Origin of the sequence: Dactylosporangium sp. NPDC005555, assembly GCF_040605635.1 — a bacterium.
Classification (GTDB): domain Bacteria; phylum Actinomycetota; class Actinomycetes; order Mycobacteriales; family Micromonosporaceae; genus Dactylosporangium.
In genome coordinates this window covers 92,297-110,256 of sequence record NZ_JBEXDG010000011.1, presented here as the reverse complement: position 1 = coordinate 110,256, position 17,960 = coordinate 92,297, and the positions used below count along the sequence as shown (strand labels likewise).

16 protein-coding genes are annotated in these 17,960 nt (G+C 70.8%); 4 read left to right on the top strand and 12 right to left on the bottom strand.

Annotated elements, in window-relative coordinates; all coding sequences use genetic code 11:
* Positions 1-26: 26 nt before the first annotated feature.
* Together ABZS58_RS15300 and ABZS58_RS15295 are read right to left on the bottom strand one after the other, a co-directional pair.
* Positions 27-2,756 carry an Hsp70 family protein gene (locus tag ABZS58_RS15300; protein WP_354781673.1) on the bottom strand — a complete coding sequence of 910 codons (2,730 nt, stop codon included), beginning with the start codon at positions 2,754-2,756 and terminating at the stop codon, positions 27-29.
* A 77-nt stretch (positions 2,757-2,833) separates the two neighbouring features.
* Positions 2,834-3,397 (bottom strand): helix-turn-helix domain-containing protein, encoded by a 564-nt coding sequence (locus ABZS58_RS15295; protein WP_354781671.1) that lies wholly within the window; start codon positions 3,395-3,397, stop codon positions 2,834-2,836.
* An 87-nt stretch (positions 3,398-3,484) separates the two neighbouring features.
* Here ABZS58_RS15295 and ABZS58_RS15290 point away from each other — a divergent pair, with 87 nt between their 5' ends.
* A complete protein-coding gene (locus tag ABZS58_RS15290; protein ID WP_354781669.1) occupies positions 3,485-4,366 on the top strand; it encodes an SDR family oxidoreductase in 882 nt (293 codons plus the stop codon).
* A 163-nt stretch (positions 4,367-4,529) separates the two neighbouring features.
* Complete coding sequence (locus ABZS58_RS15285) at positions 4,530-5,156, top strand: hypothetical protein (protein WP_354781667.1); 627 nt, start codon at positions 4,530-4,532, stop codon at positions 5,154-5,156.
* Between the two features lie 93 nt (positions 5,157-5,249).
* Here ABZS58_RS15285 and ABZS58_RS15280 read toward each other — a convergent pair whose 3' ends face one another.
* Positions 5,250-5,852, bottom strand: coding sequence for a response regulator transcription factor (locus tag ABZS58_RS15280; protein WP_354781664.1), 603 nt, complete (start codon positions 5,850-5,852; stop codon positions 5,250-5,252).
* A 131-nt stretch (positions 5,853-5,983) separates the two neighbouring features.
* On the opposite strand from ABZS58_RS15280, the gene ABZS58_RS15275 reads away from it, so the two are divergent.
* Entirely contained in the window at positions 5,984-6,595 is a 612-nt protein-coding gene (locus tag ABZS58_RS15275) for a hypothetical protein (protein WP_354781662.1), read from the top strand.
* A gap of 51 nt (positions 6,596-6,646) precedes the next feature.
* On the opposite strand, the gene rlmB is transcribed toward ABZS58_RS15275, so the two are convergent.
* Entirely contained in the window at positions 6,647-7,735 is a 1,089-nt protein-coding gene (rlmB, locus tag ABZS58_RS15270; RefSeq protein WP_354781660.1) for a 23S rRNA (guanosine(2251)-2'-O)-methyltransferase RlmB, read from the bottom strand.
* A gap of 6 nt (positions 7,736-7,741) precedes the next feature.
* Positions 7,742-9,148: a cysteine--tRNA ligase gene (cysS, locus tag ABZS58_RS15265; protein ID WP_354781658.1), complete on the bottom strand. Its 1,407-nt coding sequence runs from the start codon at positions 9,146-9,148 to the stop codon at positions 7,742-7,744.
* Positions 9,149-9,188: 40 nt separating this feature from the next.
* Between cysS and ABZS58_RS15260 the strand changes: the two genes are divergently transcribed.
* On the top strand, positions 9,189-9,821 hold the full coding sequence (locus tag ABZS58_RS15260) for a helix-turn-helix domain-containing protein (RefSeq protein ID WP_354781656.1): 633 nt from the start codon (positions 9,189-9,191) through the stop codon (positions 9,819-9,821).
* A 15-nt stretch (positions 9,822-9,836) separates the two neighbouring features.
* On the opposite strand, the gene ABZS58_RS15255 is transcribed toward ABZS58_RS15260, so the two are convergent.
* The 7 genes from ABZS58_RS15255 to ABZS58_RS15225 all read right to left on the bottom strand — a co-directional run bounded on the left by ABZS58_RS15255 (position 9,837) and on the right by ABZS58_RS15225 (position 17,914).
* The gene (locus tag ABZS58_RS15255; protein ID WP_354781654.1) at positions 9,837-10,481 is read right to left on the bottom strand and encodes a nucleotidyl transferase AbiEii/AbiGii toxin family protein; all 645 of its coding nucleotides are present in this window, start codon (positions 10,479-10,481) and stop codon (positions 9,837-9,839) included.
* 2 nt (positions 10,482-10,483) lie between these two features.
* Positions 10,484-11,053, bottom strand: coding sequence for a hypothetical protein (locus ABZS58_RS15250; protein WP_354781652.1), 570 nt, complete (start codon positions 11,051-11,053; stop codon positions 10,484-10,486).
* A 71-nt stretch (positions 11,054-11,124) separates the two neighbouring features.
* The gene (locus tag ABZS58_RS15245) at positions 11,125-11,649 is read right to left on the bottom strand and encodes a GNAT family protein (protein WP_354781650.1); all 525 of its coding nucleotides are present in this window, start codon (positions 11,647-11,649) and stop codon (positions 11,125-11,127) included.
* Positions 11,646-12,647 (bottom strand): hypothetical protein, encoded by a 1,002-nt coding sequence (locus ABZS58_RS15240; RefSeq protein ID WP_354781648.1) that lies wholly within the window; start codon positions 12,645-12,647, stop codon positions 11,646-11,648. Before ABZS58_RS15240 ends, ABZS58_RS15245 begins: the two co-directional genes overlap by 4 nt.
* A gap of 16 nt (positions 12,648-12,663) precedes the next feature.
* Positions 12,664-13,569, bottom strand: a complete 906-nt coding sequence (locus ABZS58_RS15235; RefSeq protein WP_354781646.1) for a hypothetical protein — start codon at positions 13,567-13,569, stop codon at positions 12,664-12,666.
* Between the two features lie 55 nt (positions 13,570-13,624).
* Positions 13,625-15,007 carry a class II fumarate hydratase gene (locus ABZS58_RS15230; RefSeq protein ID WP_354781644.1) on the bottom strand — a complete coding sequence of 461 codons (1,383 nt, stop codon included), beginning with the start codon at positions 15,005-15,007 and terminating at the stop codon, positions 13,625-13,627.
* A 30-nt stretch (positions 15,008-15,037) separates the two neighbouring features.
* Positions 15,038-17,914, bottom strand: a complete 2,877-nt coding sequence (locus ABZS58_RS15225; protein ID WP_354781642.1) for a BTAD domain-containing putative transcriptional regulator — start codon at positions 17,912-17,914, stop codon at positions 15,038-15,040.
* Between the last annotated feature and the right edge of the window lie 46 nt (positions 17,915-17,960).

Here is a 17,960-nt window from a genome sequence, read left to right as displayed (position 1 = left end):
CAACGCCGGGCCCTTTCCTGTAGAGCTCAAGAAGCGGCGAACCGCCAGACCTGGAACTTGCCCTCGGTCGCGCACAGGATCACGGATTCGGTCCAGGAACAGCTCTGCCCGATGGTCTTCGTCAGCGGGCCCAGCGCGATCCGCTCCCCCGACGCCGCCGTCACGCCGATCAGGGTCACGTTGGAGGCGGACGAGGCGCTCAACGTGCCGGTGAAGAACATGAGACTGCCGGCCGTGACGCGGACGCCATACGAGTCCTTGTCCTCATTCCTCAACAGTTGTTTGCCCTCGAACGACAGCAGCACGCTGGCGGGAGTGACCGGGTCGGTGGCGAGGACCTGGCGCCCGGCCGGGACAAGGGTGGTGCTGCCGGGGGCGGCCGCTTCCCAGACCTGTTTCTTGTCGGCGACGGAAATGGCGCGGACGGTGTTGTCTTTGCCGTCGTACGTGCCGTCGATGAGGCACAACCGGTCGTCGGCGCACGGCGCCATGGCGATGACCTTGACCTTGTCGTTTCCGAAGCTGTAGATCTGGCTCGGCTGCCCGTCGCCGGTCAGGTCGTAGACGTTGACGGTGTACTTGGTGCTGCCGCTCGCGACGAACAGCTTGTCCTCGTGGGCGAGATAGGTGGCCCCGTATTCGCCGACATTGTTCCAGCTGCGGATGTCTTTGCCGTTGGTGGCGTCGACGAGGCGGATCTGGTCGTCGCCGTCGATGCTGATGAGGTCGTCGCGGGCCTTCATGTCGCGGTTGGTCGACTGGGCGGCGAAGTCGGCGGGGCCCCGGAGCTCGGCGCTTCTGGTCTGGCCGTAGAGGACCGAGCCTTTCGCATTGTCCGGCCGGGTCCAGGCGGTTTTACCGGCCCAGGTGACCGCTTCGGTCTTCTTGCCCGCTTCGCGGTGGATCGCCAGCACCGGGCCCAGGGCATACACGTCGTCGTAGGAGCTGTGGCTGCCCTGCCAGACCGTCTCGCCGTTCTTCCAGTCGAGGATGTACACGGCGCCGGTGGACGAGCCGGTGCCGGTCACGACGATGCCGCCCGAATACGCGGCGATGGCCCACTTGCTGAAGTCGCCGTCGAGGGTGATTTTCGGCCAGGACGTCTTCATGCCGTCGAGGTCGATGGCCTGGACGAAGTACTGCTTCCCGACCCGCCAGCCGATGACGGCACGATCGTTGAGCGTGGCGGAGTCGACGAGGTCGATCTTCGTCGGGTCGTCCATGTCGAACGTCTTCTCGGCCTTGAGCGTGGCGAAGTCGACGGTGGTGGACCTGTCCCGGAAGAACCAGAAATAGCCGCCGGCCACCAGGGCGAGCACGACGACCGCGGCGATCCCGGCGACGAGCAGGCCGCGCCGGGGGCGAGGGGCGGCAGGCGCGGCGGCGGCAGGCATGGAAGCCGGCGGGGCACTGTATTGACCTGGGGGAATGACCTGCGCGGCCGACATCGGATACCCGGGCGCACCGCCACCCGAAACCGGCGCGCCGAACCCGGGCGAAACAGGCGCGGTTGCCGGCCCGTTCCCGAAAGCGGCCGGCCCATTCCCGAAAGAAGCAGTCCTGTTCCCGAAAGCGGCAGGAGACCCCGTGGGCGACCCGGGGAAGCCTGTCGTCGGGCTGGCGCCGAAGCCGGTGGCCGAGGTCATCTCCCCGCCGCCGAAGCCGGCCATCGCTGGTGGCGGCGCCAGTTCGGCCAGGGCACCTTCCGCGACCGGGAGCTCGGGCTGCTCCAGTACCGTCGGCGCGATCCCCAACTCGGCGTGCAGCCTCCTGGCGGCGAGCGGCAGACGGGAGGACCCACCGACCAGGAACAGGCCGGCGAGCTGGTCGCCCCGCAACCCCGCGGAAGCGATGACCGAGCCCGTCTCCCAGACCGCGCGGTGGATCAGCGGGCCGACGACCCGGTCCAGTTCCTCGCGGGTGAGGTGGATCGCCTGCTCGGCGCCGGGCACGGTGATCGGCGCGACCGTCGTGCGGGACAGCATCTCCTTCGCGCCGCGGACGTCGTCCCAGAAGAGCCGCCGGTCGCGGCGCTGGGTCGTGGTCGACGGGTTACGCAGCGCCTCCCAGGTCGCCGGGGCGAAGCCGGCGATGACCTGCCCGAGGTGCTCGACGAGCGCGGCGTCGATGTCGAGACCGCCGAGGTCCTCGACGCCGCCGGAGCCGATGACCGTGAACCGGCCGTTGTCGTTGCGGACGACCGCGATGTCGAGCGTGCCTCCGCCGAAGTCGAAGACGGCGAGGGCGGAGCCCACGGGGACGGGGCGACGCAGCACATCGGCGAAATAGCGCGCGGCGGCAACCGGCTCGGGGACCAGCATGACCGGCGGCCATCCCGCGCGCCGGGCGGCGGTGGCGAGCGTGTCGCGGCGGAGGGTGCCCCACGCGGCCGGATAGGTCAGGACCGCCGTGGGCAGGAACCCCACCGCCTCGACGGCCGCGCGGGCGACGGCGGCGAGGATCGCGGCGAGCAGGTCGACGGTCGGGATCTCGCGGTCGCCGAGCAGGACGGTCGGCTCGTCGATGCGGCGCTTCGGGTTGGGCTCGAAGCGCGACGGGTCGAGCCCGGCGAGGCGCGCCGCGTCGCGGCCGACGTGCAGCCGGCCGTGCTCGTCGACGAAGACCCCGGACGGCATGATGGGCGCACCGTCGACGAGCAGCGGTCGCGTGCGCCCGTCGGGCCAGCGCACCACCGCTACCGTGTTGGACGTCCCGAGATCGACACCGATCGCGAAGCCCTGCTGAGGCTCAGTCACCGGCCCATCCTAGGTCGAGCGCAAAACCCGGGCAGTGATCCACCCGAGGGGATCGGAGCCGGTCGACGGGATACCGCTCAGGCGTTCGTCAGGGCCTTGGCCTGCTCGAGGGTCTCCTGGATGCGGTCGGCGAAGTCGACCGGCTGACGGTCGGCGATCCACTGCTCGAACGCCACCTTGAACACCGCGACCCCGATCTCCGCGGCCATGCCCGCGGCCGGCTCCCGCACGCCGCGCTCCCGCAGCGCCGCAGCCGCAGCCGCGCCCAACTTGGCAAGTTTCAGCAGCTCACGCTCCTGCAGACTCGGATTGGCGGCGATGGCGGCGGCGCGTTGACGGGCGAAGTCGCGCCGCTCCTGCAGCATTTGCGCCGCTCGTACCATCGCAGCGCCCACAACATCGATCGGCGTCTGCGACGCGGGAGCGGCCTCGATCGCGGCGACGACCGTCTCCTGCAGTGCGCCCGAGCCCTCGAAGAGCACCTCGCGCTTGTCGGTGAAGTGGCGGAAGAACGTGCGCTCGGTGACGCCGGCGCGCTGGGCGATGTCGGCGACGGTGGTCTGCTCGTAGCCGCGTTCGGTGTACAGCGCCAGCGCGGCCAGCATCAGGCGGCCGCGCGCGTCCGGCTCCCAGCGTCCCATGTCCCCGAGTCTAGTGATGGCAGCCCCTGACATCACGCGCTATGGTTCGTGATGTCAGTAGCTGACATCATGTTAGGGAGCACCGTCATGCGCGTCTTCGTCACAGGAGCCTCCGGCTGGATCGGCTCGGCCGTCGTCCCCTCGCTTCTTGAGGCGGGTCACCAGGTCGTCGGCCTCGCCCGCTCCGCACAGTCCGCCGAGGCACTGCAGCAGGCCGGTGCCGAGGCGCACCACGGCGGCCTCGACGATCTCGACAGCCTCCGCGCCGGCGCGTCCGGCGCCGACGCCGTCGTCCACCTCGCGTTCAAGCACGACTTCACCGACTACGCCGGCGCCGGCCTGACCGAACGCGCCGCCGTCACCACCCTCTGCGATGCCCTCACCGGGTCGGACCGGCCGTTCCTGTTCGCGTCCGGCGTCGGGCTCCTCACCCCCGGCCGCGTCGCGACCGAGGCCGACCCCTCGCTCGGCCGCGGCCCGGAAGCGCCCCGCGGCGGCGCCGAGCAGCTCGCCTTCGAATACACCGCACGCGGCGTCCGGCCTGTCGCCCTCCGCTTCGCGCCGACCGTTCACGGCGACGGCGATCACGGCTTCGTCGCCACCCTGGTGCGGATTGCGAGGGAGCGGGGCGTTTCGGCGTACATCGGCGACGGCGCCAACCGTTGGCCCGCGGTCCACCGTTTCGACGCCGCCGCTCTGGTACGACTGGCGCTCGACGCACCCGCCGGCACCGTCGTCCACGCCGTCGACGAGGAGGGCGTGCCGACCCGGGACATCGCCGCGGCGATCGGCCGTGGCCTGGACCTGCCGGTCGCTGGGGACGCCACGCCGGACGACTTCGCGTGGCTCGGCCGCTTCTTCGCCGCCGACATCCCCGCGTCCAGCACCCTCACCCGTTCGCTGCTGGACTGGAAGCCCACCCACCCCGGCCTGCTCGACGACCTCGCCGCCGGGCACTACTTCCGCTGACACCCGGGACAGACTCGGCTAGCAGATCAGCCCGCCGCCGTGCAAGATCATGCACGGGCGGCGGGCTGACGGTTTCCTGACTCGTCGGCGGCGAACAAAACCGCGGCTGAGTGCATCGAACCTTGCGACACCACAACCGAGTCAAGCCTTCCGGGAGTTCGCCATGCGCACCACGACCATGTTCACCGCCCTCGCCGCCGCCGCCGTCCTGCTGACCGCGTGCACCACGCAGTCGCCCGAGCGCCAGGCCGGGGACGCCCTCCCCGCCGGCTCGGCGGCCGCTCCTACGAGCGCCGCGGCTCCGCCGCCCGCCACCCCCTCCTCGCCCGCCTCTTCTTCGCCCGCCGCGTCCTCGTCCTCGTCCACTTCCGGCACGCCGGCGCTGGTGCTGGGCCCACAGGGGTACGGCACGCTCCGGCTCGGCATGACCAAGGAGCAAGCCTCCGCGACCGGCCTGATCACCCCGTTCGACAACTCCGGCTGCCCGCAGGCCTTCATCAAGGGCCTCCCGGCCGGCAAGGGCTGGGTGGTCGTCTCCCCGAACCTCGGCCTGGTCGCCATCGAGGGATGGGAGCAGCTGGCAACGCCTGAGGGGATGCGCATCGGCACGTCCGCCGACGAGATGCGCAGCAAGTACCCCACCTGGAAGGTCGCCGACAGCAACGGGTCATGGGCCCGCGGCTACGTGAAGGTCCCCGGCAACGACAAGGCCGAGTACCGAATCATCACGATGAACAACAAGGTGACCGAGGTGACCCTGCAGGCGGCGAACCAGAACTGCTACGAGTAGCCCGGACGTCGGCACCCTGGTCGGCGGCCAGCTCGTCGGGGCTGGCCGCTTCGCCAATCGGGGGCGACCAGGGTGCCGACGCCGACCCTGTTCTCAGCGAACCGATCCGCCGGCTCGCGCATCGCGCAGCTTGGCGGATATCGCTGTCATGTGGTCGGCGACAGTCCTGGTGGCGAGGCCGAGGCGGGCGGCGATGGTGGCGCTGGGCAGGCCGACGGCGATCAGGTCGAGCACTTCCCGCTCCCTGGGGCTGAGAGCCGCCGGCGTGAAGTAGGTCAGCATCCGCCGGGCGGCGCCGGGGCCGAAGACCGCGCCGCTGGCCCACACCGTCTGGATCGCATGCGACAGCTCGTCCGGTGAAGCACCCTTGACGACGTAGCCACGGGCGCCGGCCAGCATCGCCGACATGATCGCGGCGTCGTTCTCGTGCATGCTGAGCACGAGCACTCCGATGGCCGGCGCGGCCCTGGTGAGCTCGACGGTTGCGGCGACGCCGTCGAGGTCGGGCATGCGCAGATCCATGATGAGCACGTCGGGCCGCGTGGTGATCGCGGCCTGGACCGCCTCGGGCCCCGTGCCGGCCTCGGCGACCACATCGATGCCGGGCAACGACCCCAGCAGCGCGCGGAGCGTGTCGCGGACCGCCGGGTTGCCGTCGGCGATCACGACACGGATCCCGGTCAGGTTGTCGCGCACGATGCAAGCCTTGCAGCTGACCAGCCGGACTGCTACGAGTGCTGACAGCTTCACGACACGGCGGTGGCGAACAAACCGCTGGCGGGGGGCATCGAACCCTGCGACATCACCACCGAGCCAGGGAGTTCCCGATGCATGCCAAGACCCTCACCGCCACCGTCCTCGCCGCCGCCCTGCTGCTGGGCGGGTGCGCCGCGTCGCCCGAGCGCCGGGGCGGCGACGCCGAGCCGGCCGGCTCCGCGGCGGCCCCCACCACCTCGCCCGCCGCCCCGGCCACCCCGATCACGCCTTCGACCGCAGTTTCGACGGCAGCGACCACGAACAGTGCGACGCTGGTGCTCGGTCCGCGGGGGTACGGCGCGCTCCGGCTCGGCATGACCAAACAGCAGGCCGTCGCGACCGGGCTGCTGTCCGAGTTCGCCGACTACGCGTGCCCTGCGGCGTTCCTGAAGGGGCTGCCCTCCGGCGATGGCAGGGTCGTCGTATCCCCGGAGATCGGCGTGGTGTTCATCGCGGCGCCGGAGAAGGTCGCAACGCCTGAGGGAGTCCGCATCGGCACGTCCGGTGCCGTGATGCGCGGCAAGTACCCCACCTGGAAGGTCGTGCAGAGCGACGGGACGACATACGCCAGCGGCTTCGCGAAAGTGCCCGGCAACGACAAGGCCGAGTACTGGATGTGGACGAAGGACGACAAGGTCACAGCCCTGGCCCTGATGGCCACGGGCAACGTCTGCACCAGCTAGCGCGCGCCGCCCGGCCTTTCGGAAGAAAGGCCGGGCGGTTTTTCAACTGCGTCAGTGGGTGCGGCGGCGGTTGACCTCGGCGAGGGTGACCGCGGCGGCGACCGAAGCGTTCAGCGACTCCACGTCGGAGACCATCGGGATGCCGACCTTCAGGTCGCACGTCTGCCCGACCAGGCGGGACAGGCCGCGGCCCTCCGAGCCGACCACCACGACCAGGGGGCCGACCGCGGCCTCCAGGTCGTAGAGCGGCGTCTCGCCGTCGGCGTCGAGGCCGACGACGAAGAAGCCTTCGTCCTGGCACGCCTTGAGGGATCTCGTCAGGTTGACCACCTGGGAGACCTTGACCCTGGCCGCGGCTCCCGCGCTGGTGCGCCATGCGGTCGCCGTGATGGCGGCCGAGCGGCGCTCGGTGAGGAAGACGCCCTGGGCGCCGAACGCGGCGGCCGAGCGGATGATCGCGCCGAGGTTGCGGGGGTCGGTGATGCCGTCGAGGGCGATCAGCAGCGGCGCCGTGTGTTCCTTCGCGGCGGCGAGCAGGTCCTCGAACGGCTCGTACGCATACGGCGGCACCTGCAGGCCGAGGCCCTGGTGCAGGACGCCGCCGGTCATCCGGTCCAGCTCGGCGCGGGTGATCTCGAGGATCGCGATGCCCCGCTCGGCGGCGGTGCGGACCGCCTCCTTGACCCGCTCGTCCATGTCGATGCCGATGGCGACATACAGCGCGGTGGCCGGCACGTGGGTGCGCAGCGCCTCGACGACCGGGTTGCGGCCGACGAGCAGCTCAGGGCCGTCCTTCGGCTGCACCGACTTCCGTCCGGGCGACACCCGGGCCGTGGCCGTGCCACCGGCCTTCTTCCCGGCGCCGAACGGCCCCTTGCCCGCCGTGCGCTTGGTGCCCGGCTGGCCGATCTTCGGGGCCCGCCCCTGGGCCGCCGCGGCGCGCAGCTCGTTGGCCTGCTTGCGGGCGGTCTTCTGGGGAAGTTCCTCGTCGCCGCTGTATCCCTTGTGCCAGGGACGCTCGTCCGCGGGCAGGGTGCGACCGCGCCCCGCGAGGGACTGCCGGTTCTTGCCACCGGTGCCCTTGGCGGCGCCTTTCTTCGACACGACCCGCTTGCCGCGGCGTTCAGAGTTGCCTGGCATGTCTTCTCAGCTCTCCAACGTCCATCGTGGACCGGCCGGTGTGTCCTCCACCGCGATGCCGGCGTGTTTCAACTGGTCCCGTACCGCGTCGGCGGCGGCCCAGTCCTTGCGGCCGCGGGCCGCGGTGCGCTGCTCCAGTGCGAGCGCCACCAGCGAGTCGACCACCCGCGTGAGATCTCCTGACTGCGCGGACACCCACTGCGGGTCCAAGGGATCGAGCCCAAGGACGTCAAGCATGGCCCGGACGCTCGCCAGGGCACTCGTCACGCCCCCTAGCTCGCCGGCGGCCAAGATGGAGTTGGCATCTCGTACCACATCGTGAAGGACGGCAAGAGCACGTGACGTGTTCAGGTCGTCGTCCATCGCTTCGACGAATGCCTCGGGCAGGTCTCCGATTTCGCCCGGCCCGACGAGCTCGACGGCGCGGGTCACGAAGTTCTCGACGCGTCGGTACGCCGCCGCGGCCTCTTCCAACGCTTCCTGCGAATAGTCGATCACCGACCGGTAGTGCGGCCCGAGCAGGTAATAGCGCACCTCGATCGGCCGCAGACCGGACTCGACGAGCGATTCGAGATTGATGACGTTGCCGAGCGACTTGGCCATCTTCGATCCGCCGAGATTCAGCAGCGCGTGATGCACCCAATACCGCGCGAACGGATGCCCGGCGGCGTGCGACTGGGCGATCTCGTTCTCGTGGTGCGGGAACTTCAGGTCGAGTCCACCGCCGTGAATGTCGAACTCGGTGCCGAGATACCGCCAGCACATCGCGGAGCACTCGATGTGCCAGCCCGGCCGGCCGGTCCCCCACGGCGAAGGCCAGTTGGCCTCGGCGGGCTCCTCGGGCTTGGTGCCCTTCCACAGCGCGAAGTCCCGCGGGTCCTTCTTCGCCCTTTCGGGCCCGTCCGTCGCCGGCTCCATGTCGTCGGGCCGCTGCCCGGACAGCGCGCCGTATTCCGCGTGCGACCGCACGTCGAAATACACGTCGCCGCTGCCGTCCGTCGCCGCATACGCATGACCGCGGTCGATCAGCAGCTGGATCAGCGCATGCATTTCGGTGATGTGGCCGGTCGCCCGCGGCTCATAGGTCGGGGGCAGCACGCCGAGCTTGAGATAGGTCGCCGACAGCAGGCGCTCGTTCGCATATGCGACGGCCCAGAACGGCTTGCCCTGCTCGGTCGCCTTGACCAGCACCTTGTCGTCGATGTCCGTGATGTTCCGGATGAAGTTGACCGTGTATCCCGACCGCAGGAACCACCGGCGCAGCACGTCATAGTTCACCCCGGACCGCAGATGCCCGATGTGCGGCCCGCCCTGCACCGTCAGCCCACACAGGTAGATACCGACCTGCCCGGGCGTCATCGGGACAAAGTCCCGGACCGATCGGGTAGCGGTGTCATACAGGCGTAGGGTCACGGATGCAAGAGTAACGGTCGAACCGCACTAACCTTGCAGGGTGGCTACCGAGACCGCGCAGACCCTCGACCGTGGCCTGCGCCTTCTGCAGGTGGTCGCGGAGACGCCCGGCGGCCTGACCATGACCGAAGCCGCAGCACTCCTCGGCGTCGGCCGCGCCGTGGTGTATCGCCTGGTCGCCACCCTCTCCGACCACGGCATGGTCCGGCGTGACCGATCGGGCCGCCTCCGTCTGGGCGCGGGCATCCTGCAACTCGCCCGCCGCGCCCAGCCCCTGGTCGCCGACGCGGCCCTGCCCGCCCTGCGCCGCCTGGCCGAAACGGTCGGCGCCACGGCCCACCTGACCATCGCCGACGGCGGCGAGGCCTACGCCCTGGCCGTGGTCGAGCCGAGCTGGACCCAGTTCCACGTCGCCTACCGCACCGGCTCCCGCCACCCGCTGGACGTCGGCGCCGCCGGCAAAGCCATCCTCGCCGGCCGCCACGGCGACTACACCGCCGTCTCCACAGTCGGCGAGCTCCAGGCCGGCGCCTACGGCGTGGCCGCCGCCGTCGCCGGCGTCGAGGGCCTGGAAGCGAGCGTGGGCGTGGTCGCCCTGACCGCCCTCGACCCAGGCTCCGTGCCCGCGTATGTGACTACGGCCGCCTCCACGGTCGCAACCGCCCTGAGCTGACCCCCCGCCGCCGAGTCAGCGCTCATCACCGCGCAGATCTGAGCGCCACGCTGCGAATCGAGCCCGGAGGTCGTCCAATTCCTGGCCGCTCGTTCCGTACTCCCTGAAGTCGTCGGCATCGAGCAGACCGGCCTGTCCGATCGCGTCGGCGAAGATGGTCCGGTCGAAGCCGCTGTCCGCTCGCTCGGCAAGTCGCAGCACCGCTTCCCGGTCGTAATGACCGGACTGGAGCGCCGCGTCGACATCGATGAAGTCGCGGGCGAATGCCCGGCCATACAGCGCGGCCATCTTGTTGGCGACGGCGTCGTCGGGGTGCAACACCGGGCCGATGGCCATAAGAATCGGTTCGTTGGCGCGCCAGTCGACACCCAGTTCGACCTTGGACCTGTGCTGCCCGTCAGTCACGGTGAGACGGGCGAACGTGTCGTACTGCAGCTCGACGTGCACGTCGAGCTCGTCGGTGCGGTAGGCGGCGAGGACCGCAGCGACTGCGGCGCCGAACTCACCTCGGCGATCCCATGCGGTGAACAGATCGACATCTTCGCTTGGACGCTCCAGGAAGCCCGCCGCCTGAACGGCATAGCCGCCGGCGAGCGCGAAGCCGAACCGGTCTGCGGCGGAGAGTCCGACCCTCGCCAGTCGCTCATGGAACGCGTCCATGGTCAGGCCGCCGCGGCACGGGCTGCGGACAGCTCAGGGAACCGGCTCTCCCAGAGGTTGCGGAGCTGCGCCGGAAGCCAGAGCGTCGGCCAGCAGTCGACCAGCGATGTGCCGTCGAGCCAGCTCCGCAGGTCGTCCTTCGAGCCGGCCTCGGCAAGGACGGTCCTGTACATGGAGGCAAGGCGAGCAGGACGATCGAGGACGTATTCGGCGTTGCCTGACCAGTCCAGATGGTGGGGCAACACGACGGTGCCGCTCGTCGGGCCGCAGAGTTCGTCGAGCGTGTCTGCCACGACGTACTGCTTACGATCGCCGTACGAAACATAGTCAGCCGGTGGCCGTGCGACCGGCGTCTTGCGGCGGCTGTTGTTGGCGGCAAGTCGAGTCTCGGGTCGGAGCGCCTGCCTGATGGTCTCGCGGCTGTACCCGGTGACCCGCTGGAGATCCACGGCCCGCCACCCAGCGGCATGGAAGTCCCGCAGTTGAGCATCACGTCTGGCAAGCGCCGCATTTCTGGTCGCCTGATATTCGGAAATGACGCCACGGAGCTCGTCTTCGGTGTGCCCACCCATACCTCTAGCCTATCGCGATAGGCCCATCGCGCTTGGCCCATGACGCTAGACATCGAAGCAGGGTCAGTGTTCTACAGCGGCGGGGCCGGGTCGGTGCGGAGGCGGCTGTACAGATAGCCGTCGTGCCAGCGGCCGTTGCGGAACTCGGTGGCGCGGATGATGCCATCGAGGGTGAAGCCGGCCTTCTCCAGGGATTTCTGCTCGGCGATGTTCTCCGGGTGCGTGCCGGCCTGGATGCGCTGCACCGGAGTGTGGGCGAACAGGTGGTCGCACAGCATGGCCTGGGCGCGCCAGCCCAGGCCGCGGCCTCGCCACTGCGGCAGGAGGGCGATGCCGATCTCCCAGTAGCCGATGGGGCCGCTATACGTGCCGGCGACATAACTGACGAAACCGGCGGCAACCCCGTCCGGCTCGGCCTCGACCATCAGGCGCCCGTAGTCAGCGCCGAGGTAACCGTCGAGCGAGAACTGGCGCCCCGCGGCGTGTGGGTCCCGATAGCCCGCCCAGTCCAGCCCGACGAGGCCCGGCTCGGTGGCGAACCGGCGGAACATCGCCAGGTCGGCCTCCGCCACGGGCCGCAGGCGGATGTCGGTCACGCGACCGGCACCTCCTCGCGCACGGCGGGCCGGGCCAGCGCATGGCTGATCAGCGCGAACAACGCCCCCAGCAACACCGCCGCAACCGACAGCGAGAGATCGGTGTCCGCGGAGTTGATGGCCGGGTTTCCCGCGAGTGCCGTCATCGCGCCGCCGATGCTCGAGCCGATGAAGTACAACAACAGGTACGCAGGGATCAATGCGACGGCGCACGCGGCCGTGATGCCGAGCAGCCGGGGCAGTGACACGTCCCAGGCGGCGGCGACCGCCGCGGCGGCTGCGGCCGGCAACAGGACAAGGCCGAGCGCGCCGAGCCAGCCGTATGCCGCGGTCGCCGGCCACGCGGCCAGCGCGGCGATGCCCGCGAACGGCGCCATCCAGGCGACCCGGTCCAACGGCAACAGGGCCACGGCCCCGGCCGCCAGCATGACCACGAGTCCGACTTTCAACAACGTCAACGCATTCTCCACCCGCACATCAGCGGCATCCGTCACCGGCTCGTCCCAAGGCGTCGTGATCAGCACCGTCACCGCCGCCGCCACCGCGGCGATCGTCGCCAGGAGATGTCCCGCGAATGCGCTGCCTCCTTCCCCCGATCCCATTTTACGGGCGGCACCGACAATTCCCGCGAACGCGACAGCGCCCCCGACCGCCAGCCAGGCCGCCGCCGGACCGCTGTGCACATCGGCCCGGTCCAGCGCCAGATCGACCCCGGCCCAGGCCACGGCCCCGGCTGCGGCGACGAGGACGGCGCGGAGGCTCGCCCGGCAGACGATGACGACACCGACGAACGCCAGGAGGATCGCGAGCTGCCGGACGTCGCGCGGCCAGTACGTGTTGTTGCTCCCGATCTCCGGATACGTCTCGCCGGTCGCCGGGTCGGTCCAGAAGCCGTCGGGCTCCATGTACGGCTGGTAGACCGCCAGGCTCACCGCCCAGATCACTGCGGCGACGGCACCGCTCACCGCCCCGACCAGGACCCGCCAGCTCATCCCCATCGCTGCATCCTGATACCTACCCGCCCGCGGCGGAACCCCGCTCGAGGAGGTCGTTGAACTCCAGCCGGAGGTCGAGGAGCCCGATGCCGGACCGGCCGCTCGCCTGCTGGACCAGTTCGGTCAGCGGCCACTGAACGAGACACCCGAAGCGCGCCGCGTAGATGCCCGCCGAGTGCAGCGCGTACCGGTCGCTGAAGTCCATCAACGCGTAGCCGAGCAGCTGGTACACCTCGGTGCCGGCAAGCGAAGGCGACCGGCTGCCGTCCTTGCGCGCCTTCCCGCCGCGGCTCGACTTGACGTCGATGAGCAGCCCCGCGACGACCAGGTCGGCATCCGCCGCCAGATGCTCACTCCCGTCGAACGTCGGCCCACTGTGCACGGGCCCGCTGTCGAGATACGGCAGCAGCCCCTTCTTCGCGAGGTCCCGCATCGCGATCAGGTCGGCCACCTCGTCGTCATTGGCGAGCGCGAGCAGCTCCTCCACCCCGCTGCCCGGCGCGAGCGTGAACAGCCGCGACCCGTCGATCATCGGGTTCCGGAACCGCTCCACCAGCAATGCCAGCGCGTAGCAGGTCCGCGCCCACCACTCGTCCGAGCGATCCGCGTGCAGCGCGGGCTCGAGCACGGTGGGCCGGCGCGGGCAGAGCGCCTCGATCAGGTCCCGCCCGGCCCTGGGAAACCCGCCCCACAGTCCGCGGATCGGCAGTTCCAGCGACACCCGCTGGTCGACGAGGAATCGGATCCACCAGTCGATCGCCCCGCCCTGTGTACCGAGCGCGACAGCGTCCGGCGGAACGACCACGAGCGCGTCGGCCGCTTCCCGAACCGCCTGCTGCACCGCCCCCAGATGCGGAAACGTCTGCCGCATCCATTGCCCGACAGGACTGTCGGCCCGCTGCACCGCAGCAGTGAGGCTCGGCATCCATGCACCCTATGCCTGGTCGTACCGGATGTACGGGTTCAGGTTGTCAACATCGTCAGGGGTGGGTCATGGACAGCAGGTCGAGGGCCTCGTCGAGCTGGGCCCGGGTCAGGGCGCCGTTGTCGAGGTGGCCGCGGGAGATGACGACCTCGCGGATGGTGCGGCCGGTGGAGAGGGCTTCCTTGGCGATGGCGGCGGCTTCGTCGTAGCCGAGGTAGCGGTTCAGCGGAGTGACGATGGACGGGGAGCCCGCGGCGTACGAGTGCAGCACCTCCTCGTCGGCCTCCAGACCGTCGATGCATTTCGCGGCGAACAGGCGGGACACGTTGGTGATGAGGCGGATCGATTCGAGGAGGTTGCGGGCGATCACCGGGAGCATGACGTTGAGCTCGAAGTCGCCCTGGGAGCCGGCGAAGGCCACGGTCGCGTCGTTGCCGATCACCTGGGCGACGACCTGGCGGACGGCCTCCGGGACGACCGGGTTCACCTTGCCGGGCATGATGGAGGAGCCGGGCTGGAGGTCGGGCAGGCGCAGCTCACGCAGACCCGCCCGCGGGCCCGAGCCCATCCACCGGATGTCGTTGGCGATCTTGTACAGGCCGACGGCGATCGTCCGCAGCTGACCCGACGCCTCCACGAGCGCGTCGCGGGCGCCCTGGGCCTCGAAGTGGTTGCGCGCCTCGGTCAGCGGCAGGCCGGTCGACGAGGCCAGCGAGGCGATCACCGCCGAGGAGAACGACGGCGGGGTGTTGATGCCCGTCCCCACCGCCGTGCCGCCGAGGGGCAGCTCGCACACCCGCGGCAGGACGGACTCGATGCGCGAGATGCCGTAGCGGACCTGAGCGGCATACCCGGAGAATTCCTGGCCGAGCGTCACGGGCGTCGCATCCATCAGATGCGTCCGCCCGGCCTTCACCACATCGCTGAAAAGCTCCGATTTGCCGGACAGGGCCGACGCCAGCGTGTCGAGCGCCGGCAGCAGGCCGAACGACAGCGCCGAGGCCGCCGCGATGTGCATCGACGTGGGGAAGACGTCGTTCGAGGACTGCGACGCGTTCACGTGGTCGTTCGGGTGCACCGGCGAACCCAGCAGCCGGGAAGCCAGCGTCGCGATCACCTCGTTGGCGTTCATGTTCGACGACGTGCCCGAGCCCGTCTGGAACACGTCGATCGGGAAATGCTCGTCGTGGACGCCGCTCGCCACGTCCGCGGCGGCGGCCTCGATGGCGGCGGCGATATCGACGGGCAGCACGCCCAGGGAGGCGTTCACCGCGGCGGCCGCGCCCTTGATCTGGGCGAGCGCCTTGATGTGGGAGGACTCCAGCCGGCCGCCGGAGATCGGGAAGTTCTCCACCGCCCGCTGCGTCTGCGCGCGCCACAGCGCGTCGGCAGGAACGCGGACCTCGCCCATGGTGTCGTGCTCCACGCGGAATTCCATACGCTCTACAGTGCCCCGCCGAGGCCGCCGTCAACGATAAAGTGCGCTCAGATCACAGACGCCGAGCTCTTCGAAGAGCGAGACGGCCTGGTCGTGGCGGCCGAGGCCGGCCAGGGCGCGGGCCTGCTCGTAGCGGTCGCCGATGCGGACCGACTTGGCGAGCGCCTCCTCGTTGAGCTGCCGGGCCTCGTCGTCCAGGTCGAGGGCGCGCAGCGTGATCGCGAGGTCGTTGGCGGTGAGGCACTGCCCGGACACGTCGGCGACCTGCTCCATCAGTGAGCGGGCGGCGCGCTGGCAGGAGAGCGCGTCGGCGAGGCGGCCGAGCAGCCGGTGCGCGGTGCCGAGCTTGCTGAGCGTCTCCGCGGCGCCGAACTGGTTGACCGAGCGCCGCTTGAGCTCCAGCGCGCGGCGCAGCAGGGCCGTCGCGACGGTGAGATGGTGCAGGTGCAGGTGGTTGAGGCCGAGTTCGCCCATCATGATGCCGACGGCGCGCATCCCGCCGAGCCTGCGGGCCGCGGCCAGGCCCCGCCGGTTGGCCAGGAGCGCCTGGTCGTAGTTGCCGGCCTGGGTGTGGGCGATCCCGATCGTGCTATTGATCTTGAACTGGAGGTGCGCGGGGGCCTCGTCCATGTGCAGAGTGGCGGCGGCCTCGGCGGCGGCGATGGCGTCGGCGTACTGGCCGAGCCGGCTGTGCAGCATCGCCATGTTCGTCAGCGCGGTGCCCTTGAGCCTGGGGATGCCTTCGCGTTCCGCGATGGCGGTGACCAGCCGCAGCGTCGACAGGGCGTCGGACATCCGGCCCATCCGGAAGTACACGCCGGCCAGGTAGTTGCGGGCCTCCGCCTCCAGCTCCGGACTCGGCAGCGTTCTCGCGGCGGCGATGGCCCGCTCGTACAGCTCGAGCTGCGCCTCTCCGTAGCCGAACCCGAACAGGAACGGCGACACCGCACGGGTCATGAGGCAGATCTGCCAGTGCCTGCCGAGATCGGAGGCGAGGCGCGCGGCGCTGAGGACGTTGGGCAGCTCGCGCTCCATCCAGCGCCTCGCCTCGGCGACGCCGCTGAACGCCCGCGCGGCCTGCGGCGGGGTGTCGTCGGCGAGCTCCAGGAAGGTGTTGGCGCCGGCGACGCTGTGCAGATAGTGGTCCAGCAGCCGGTCGACCACCGCGTCGCCGTCGGTGGCGAGCTGCGCGGCGTAGTCCCGCAGCAGGTCGTGCAGGCGGTAGCGGCCCGCCGCGGGCGCCTCGACGAGGTGCACGTCGACGAGCTCCTCCAGCAGCTCCTCGGCGTCGGCCACCGACAGCCGCGCCATGGCGGCCGCGACGTCAGGCTCGAAGTCACCCGCGGGGTGCAGCCCGAGCAGTGCGAAGAACTGCTGCAGGTGCACCGGCAGCTGCTGGAACGACAGCGCGAACGCCGCCGCCACGGTGCGCCCGTCGACGGCGAGCTCGGGCAGCCGCCGGTCCACACCGCGCAGCCGGCGGGCCAGGTCCGCGATCGTCCAGCTCGGCCGGTGCTGCAGCCGCGCGCCGGCGAGCCGCACCGCGAGCGGCAGCCGCCCGCAGAGTTCGACGACCTCGACCGTGCAGGCGGGATCCGCGGCGGCGCGGGCTCCGACGGTACGTTGCAGCAGCTCCACCGCCTCGTCGAGGGGCAGCACGTCGAGCGAGACGGGTTGGGCACCGTCCAGCCCGCCGAGCCGCCGGCGGCTGGTGATGAGCACGCCGGTGTGTGCGGTGCCCGGGAGCAGGGGCAGCACCTGCGCGGAGTCCAGCGCGTTGTCGAGGAGCACGAGGACGCGGCGGTCGGCCAGTTCCGTCCGCCACAGGACCGCGCGTTCGTCGGAGACCGCTGGGACGCGCTCCGGTGGCACACCCAACTGCCGCAACAACGCGCCCAGCGCTTCTCCGGGATCGAGCGGCGCCCGGTCGCTGTGCCCGCGCAGGTCGAGATAGAGCTGCCCGTCGGGGAAGCGCGGCGACACGGCGTGCGCGGCGCGGACGGCGAGGGTGGTCTTGCCGGTGCCGGCCATCCCGTCGATGGCCAGCACGGCGTGCCGCTCGTCGCTGAGCGCGGCGACGATCCCGGCGAACGCGTCGGCCCGCCCGGCGAAGTCGGCGATGTCCCGCGGCAGGCAGCGCGCGGCGCGGCGCGGCGCGTCGAGCGGCTCGACCGGCGCGAGCAGCAGCGCTACGTCGCCGTTGAGGATCCGGCGGTGCAGCTCGACGAGCTCGGCGCCCGGCTCGATGCCGAGCTCCTCGGCGAGCATGGCCCGGCCGCGGCGGAACACGGCGAGCGCGTCCGCGCGCCGGCCGGTGCGGGCGAGCGCGGTCATCAGGTGGCCGCGGAACTGCTCGTGGTGCGGATACCGCTCGACCAGGTCGGCGACCTCGGCGAGGATCTCCTCGGCGGCGCCGAGCCGCAGCTCCAGGTCGAGGCAGAGCGACAAGGCGGCGGTCCACTGCTCCTCGAGGTGCGCCGCCGACGCACGGACCGCGTCGGAGTCGACGTCCGCGAGGGGTCTCCCCCGCCACAGCGCGAGCGCGGCCCGCATCTCGTCACGGGCGGTGGCCAGCTCGCCGTCGGCGGCGGCGGCGCGGCCGCGTTCGATCCTGGTGGCGAAGAGGACGGAGTCGAGCTCGTCGGCGCCGACCTTGATGCGGTACCCGGAAGGCTCGGTGATGACGAGCTCCTCGGGCAGTCCCGTGCGGCGCAGCAACTGCCGGAGCCGGGAGACGCAGCTGTGCACCTGAGCCCGCGCGGTCGGCGGCGGGTTGGTGTCCCACAGCGCGGAGATGACCTGCTGGACCGGCACCAGCTGCCCTTCGCGCAACAGCAGCAGTGCCAGGAGGATGCGCTCGCGGGGCGCGGCAACCGTGATCTCGGTAACCGGCGTGCGGATCTGCACCGGCCCCAAGATCGAAAACCTGGTCGAATTGCGCATAACCACCCTC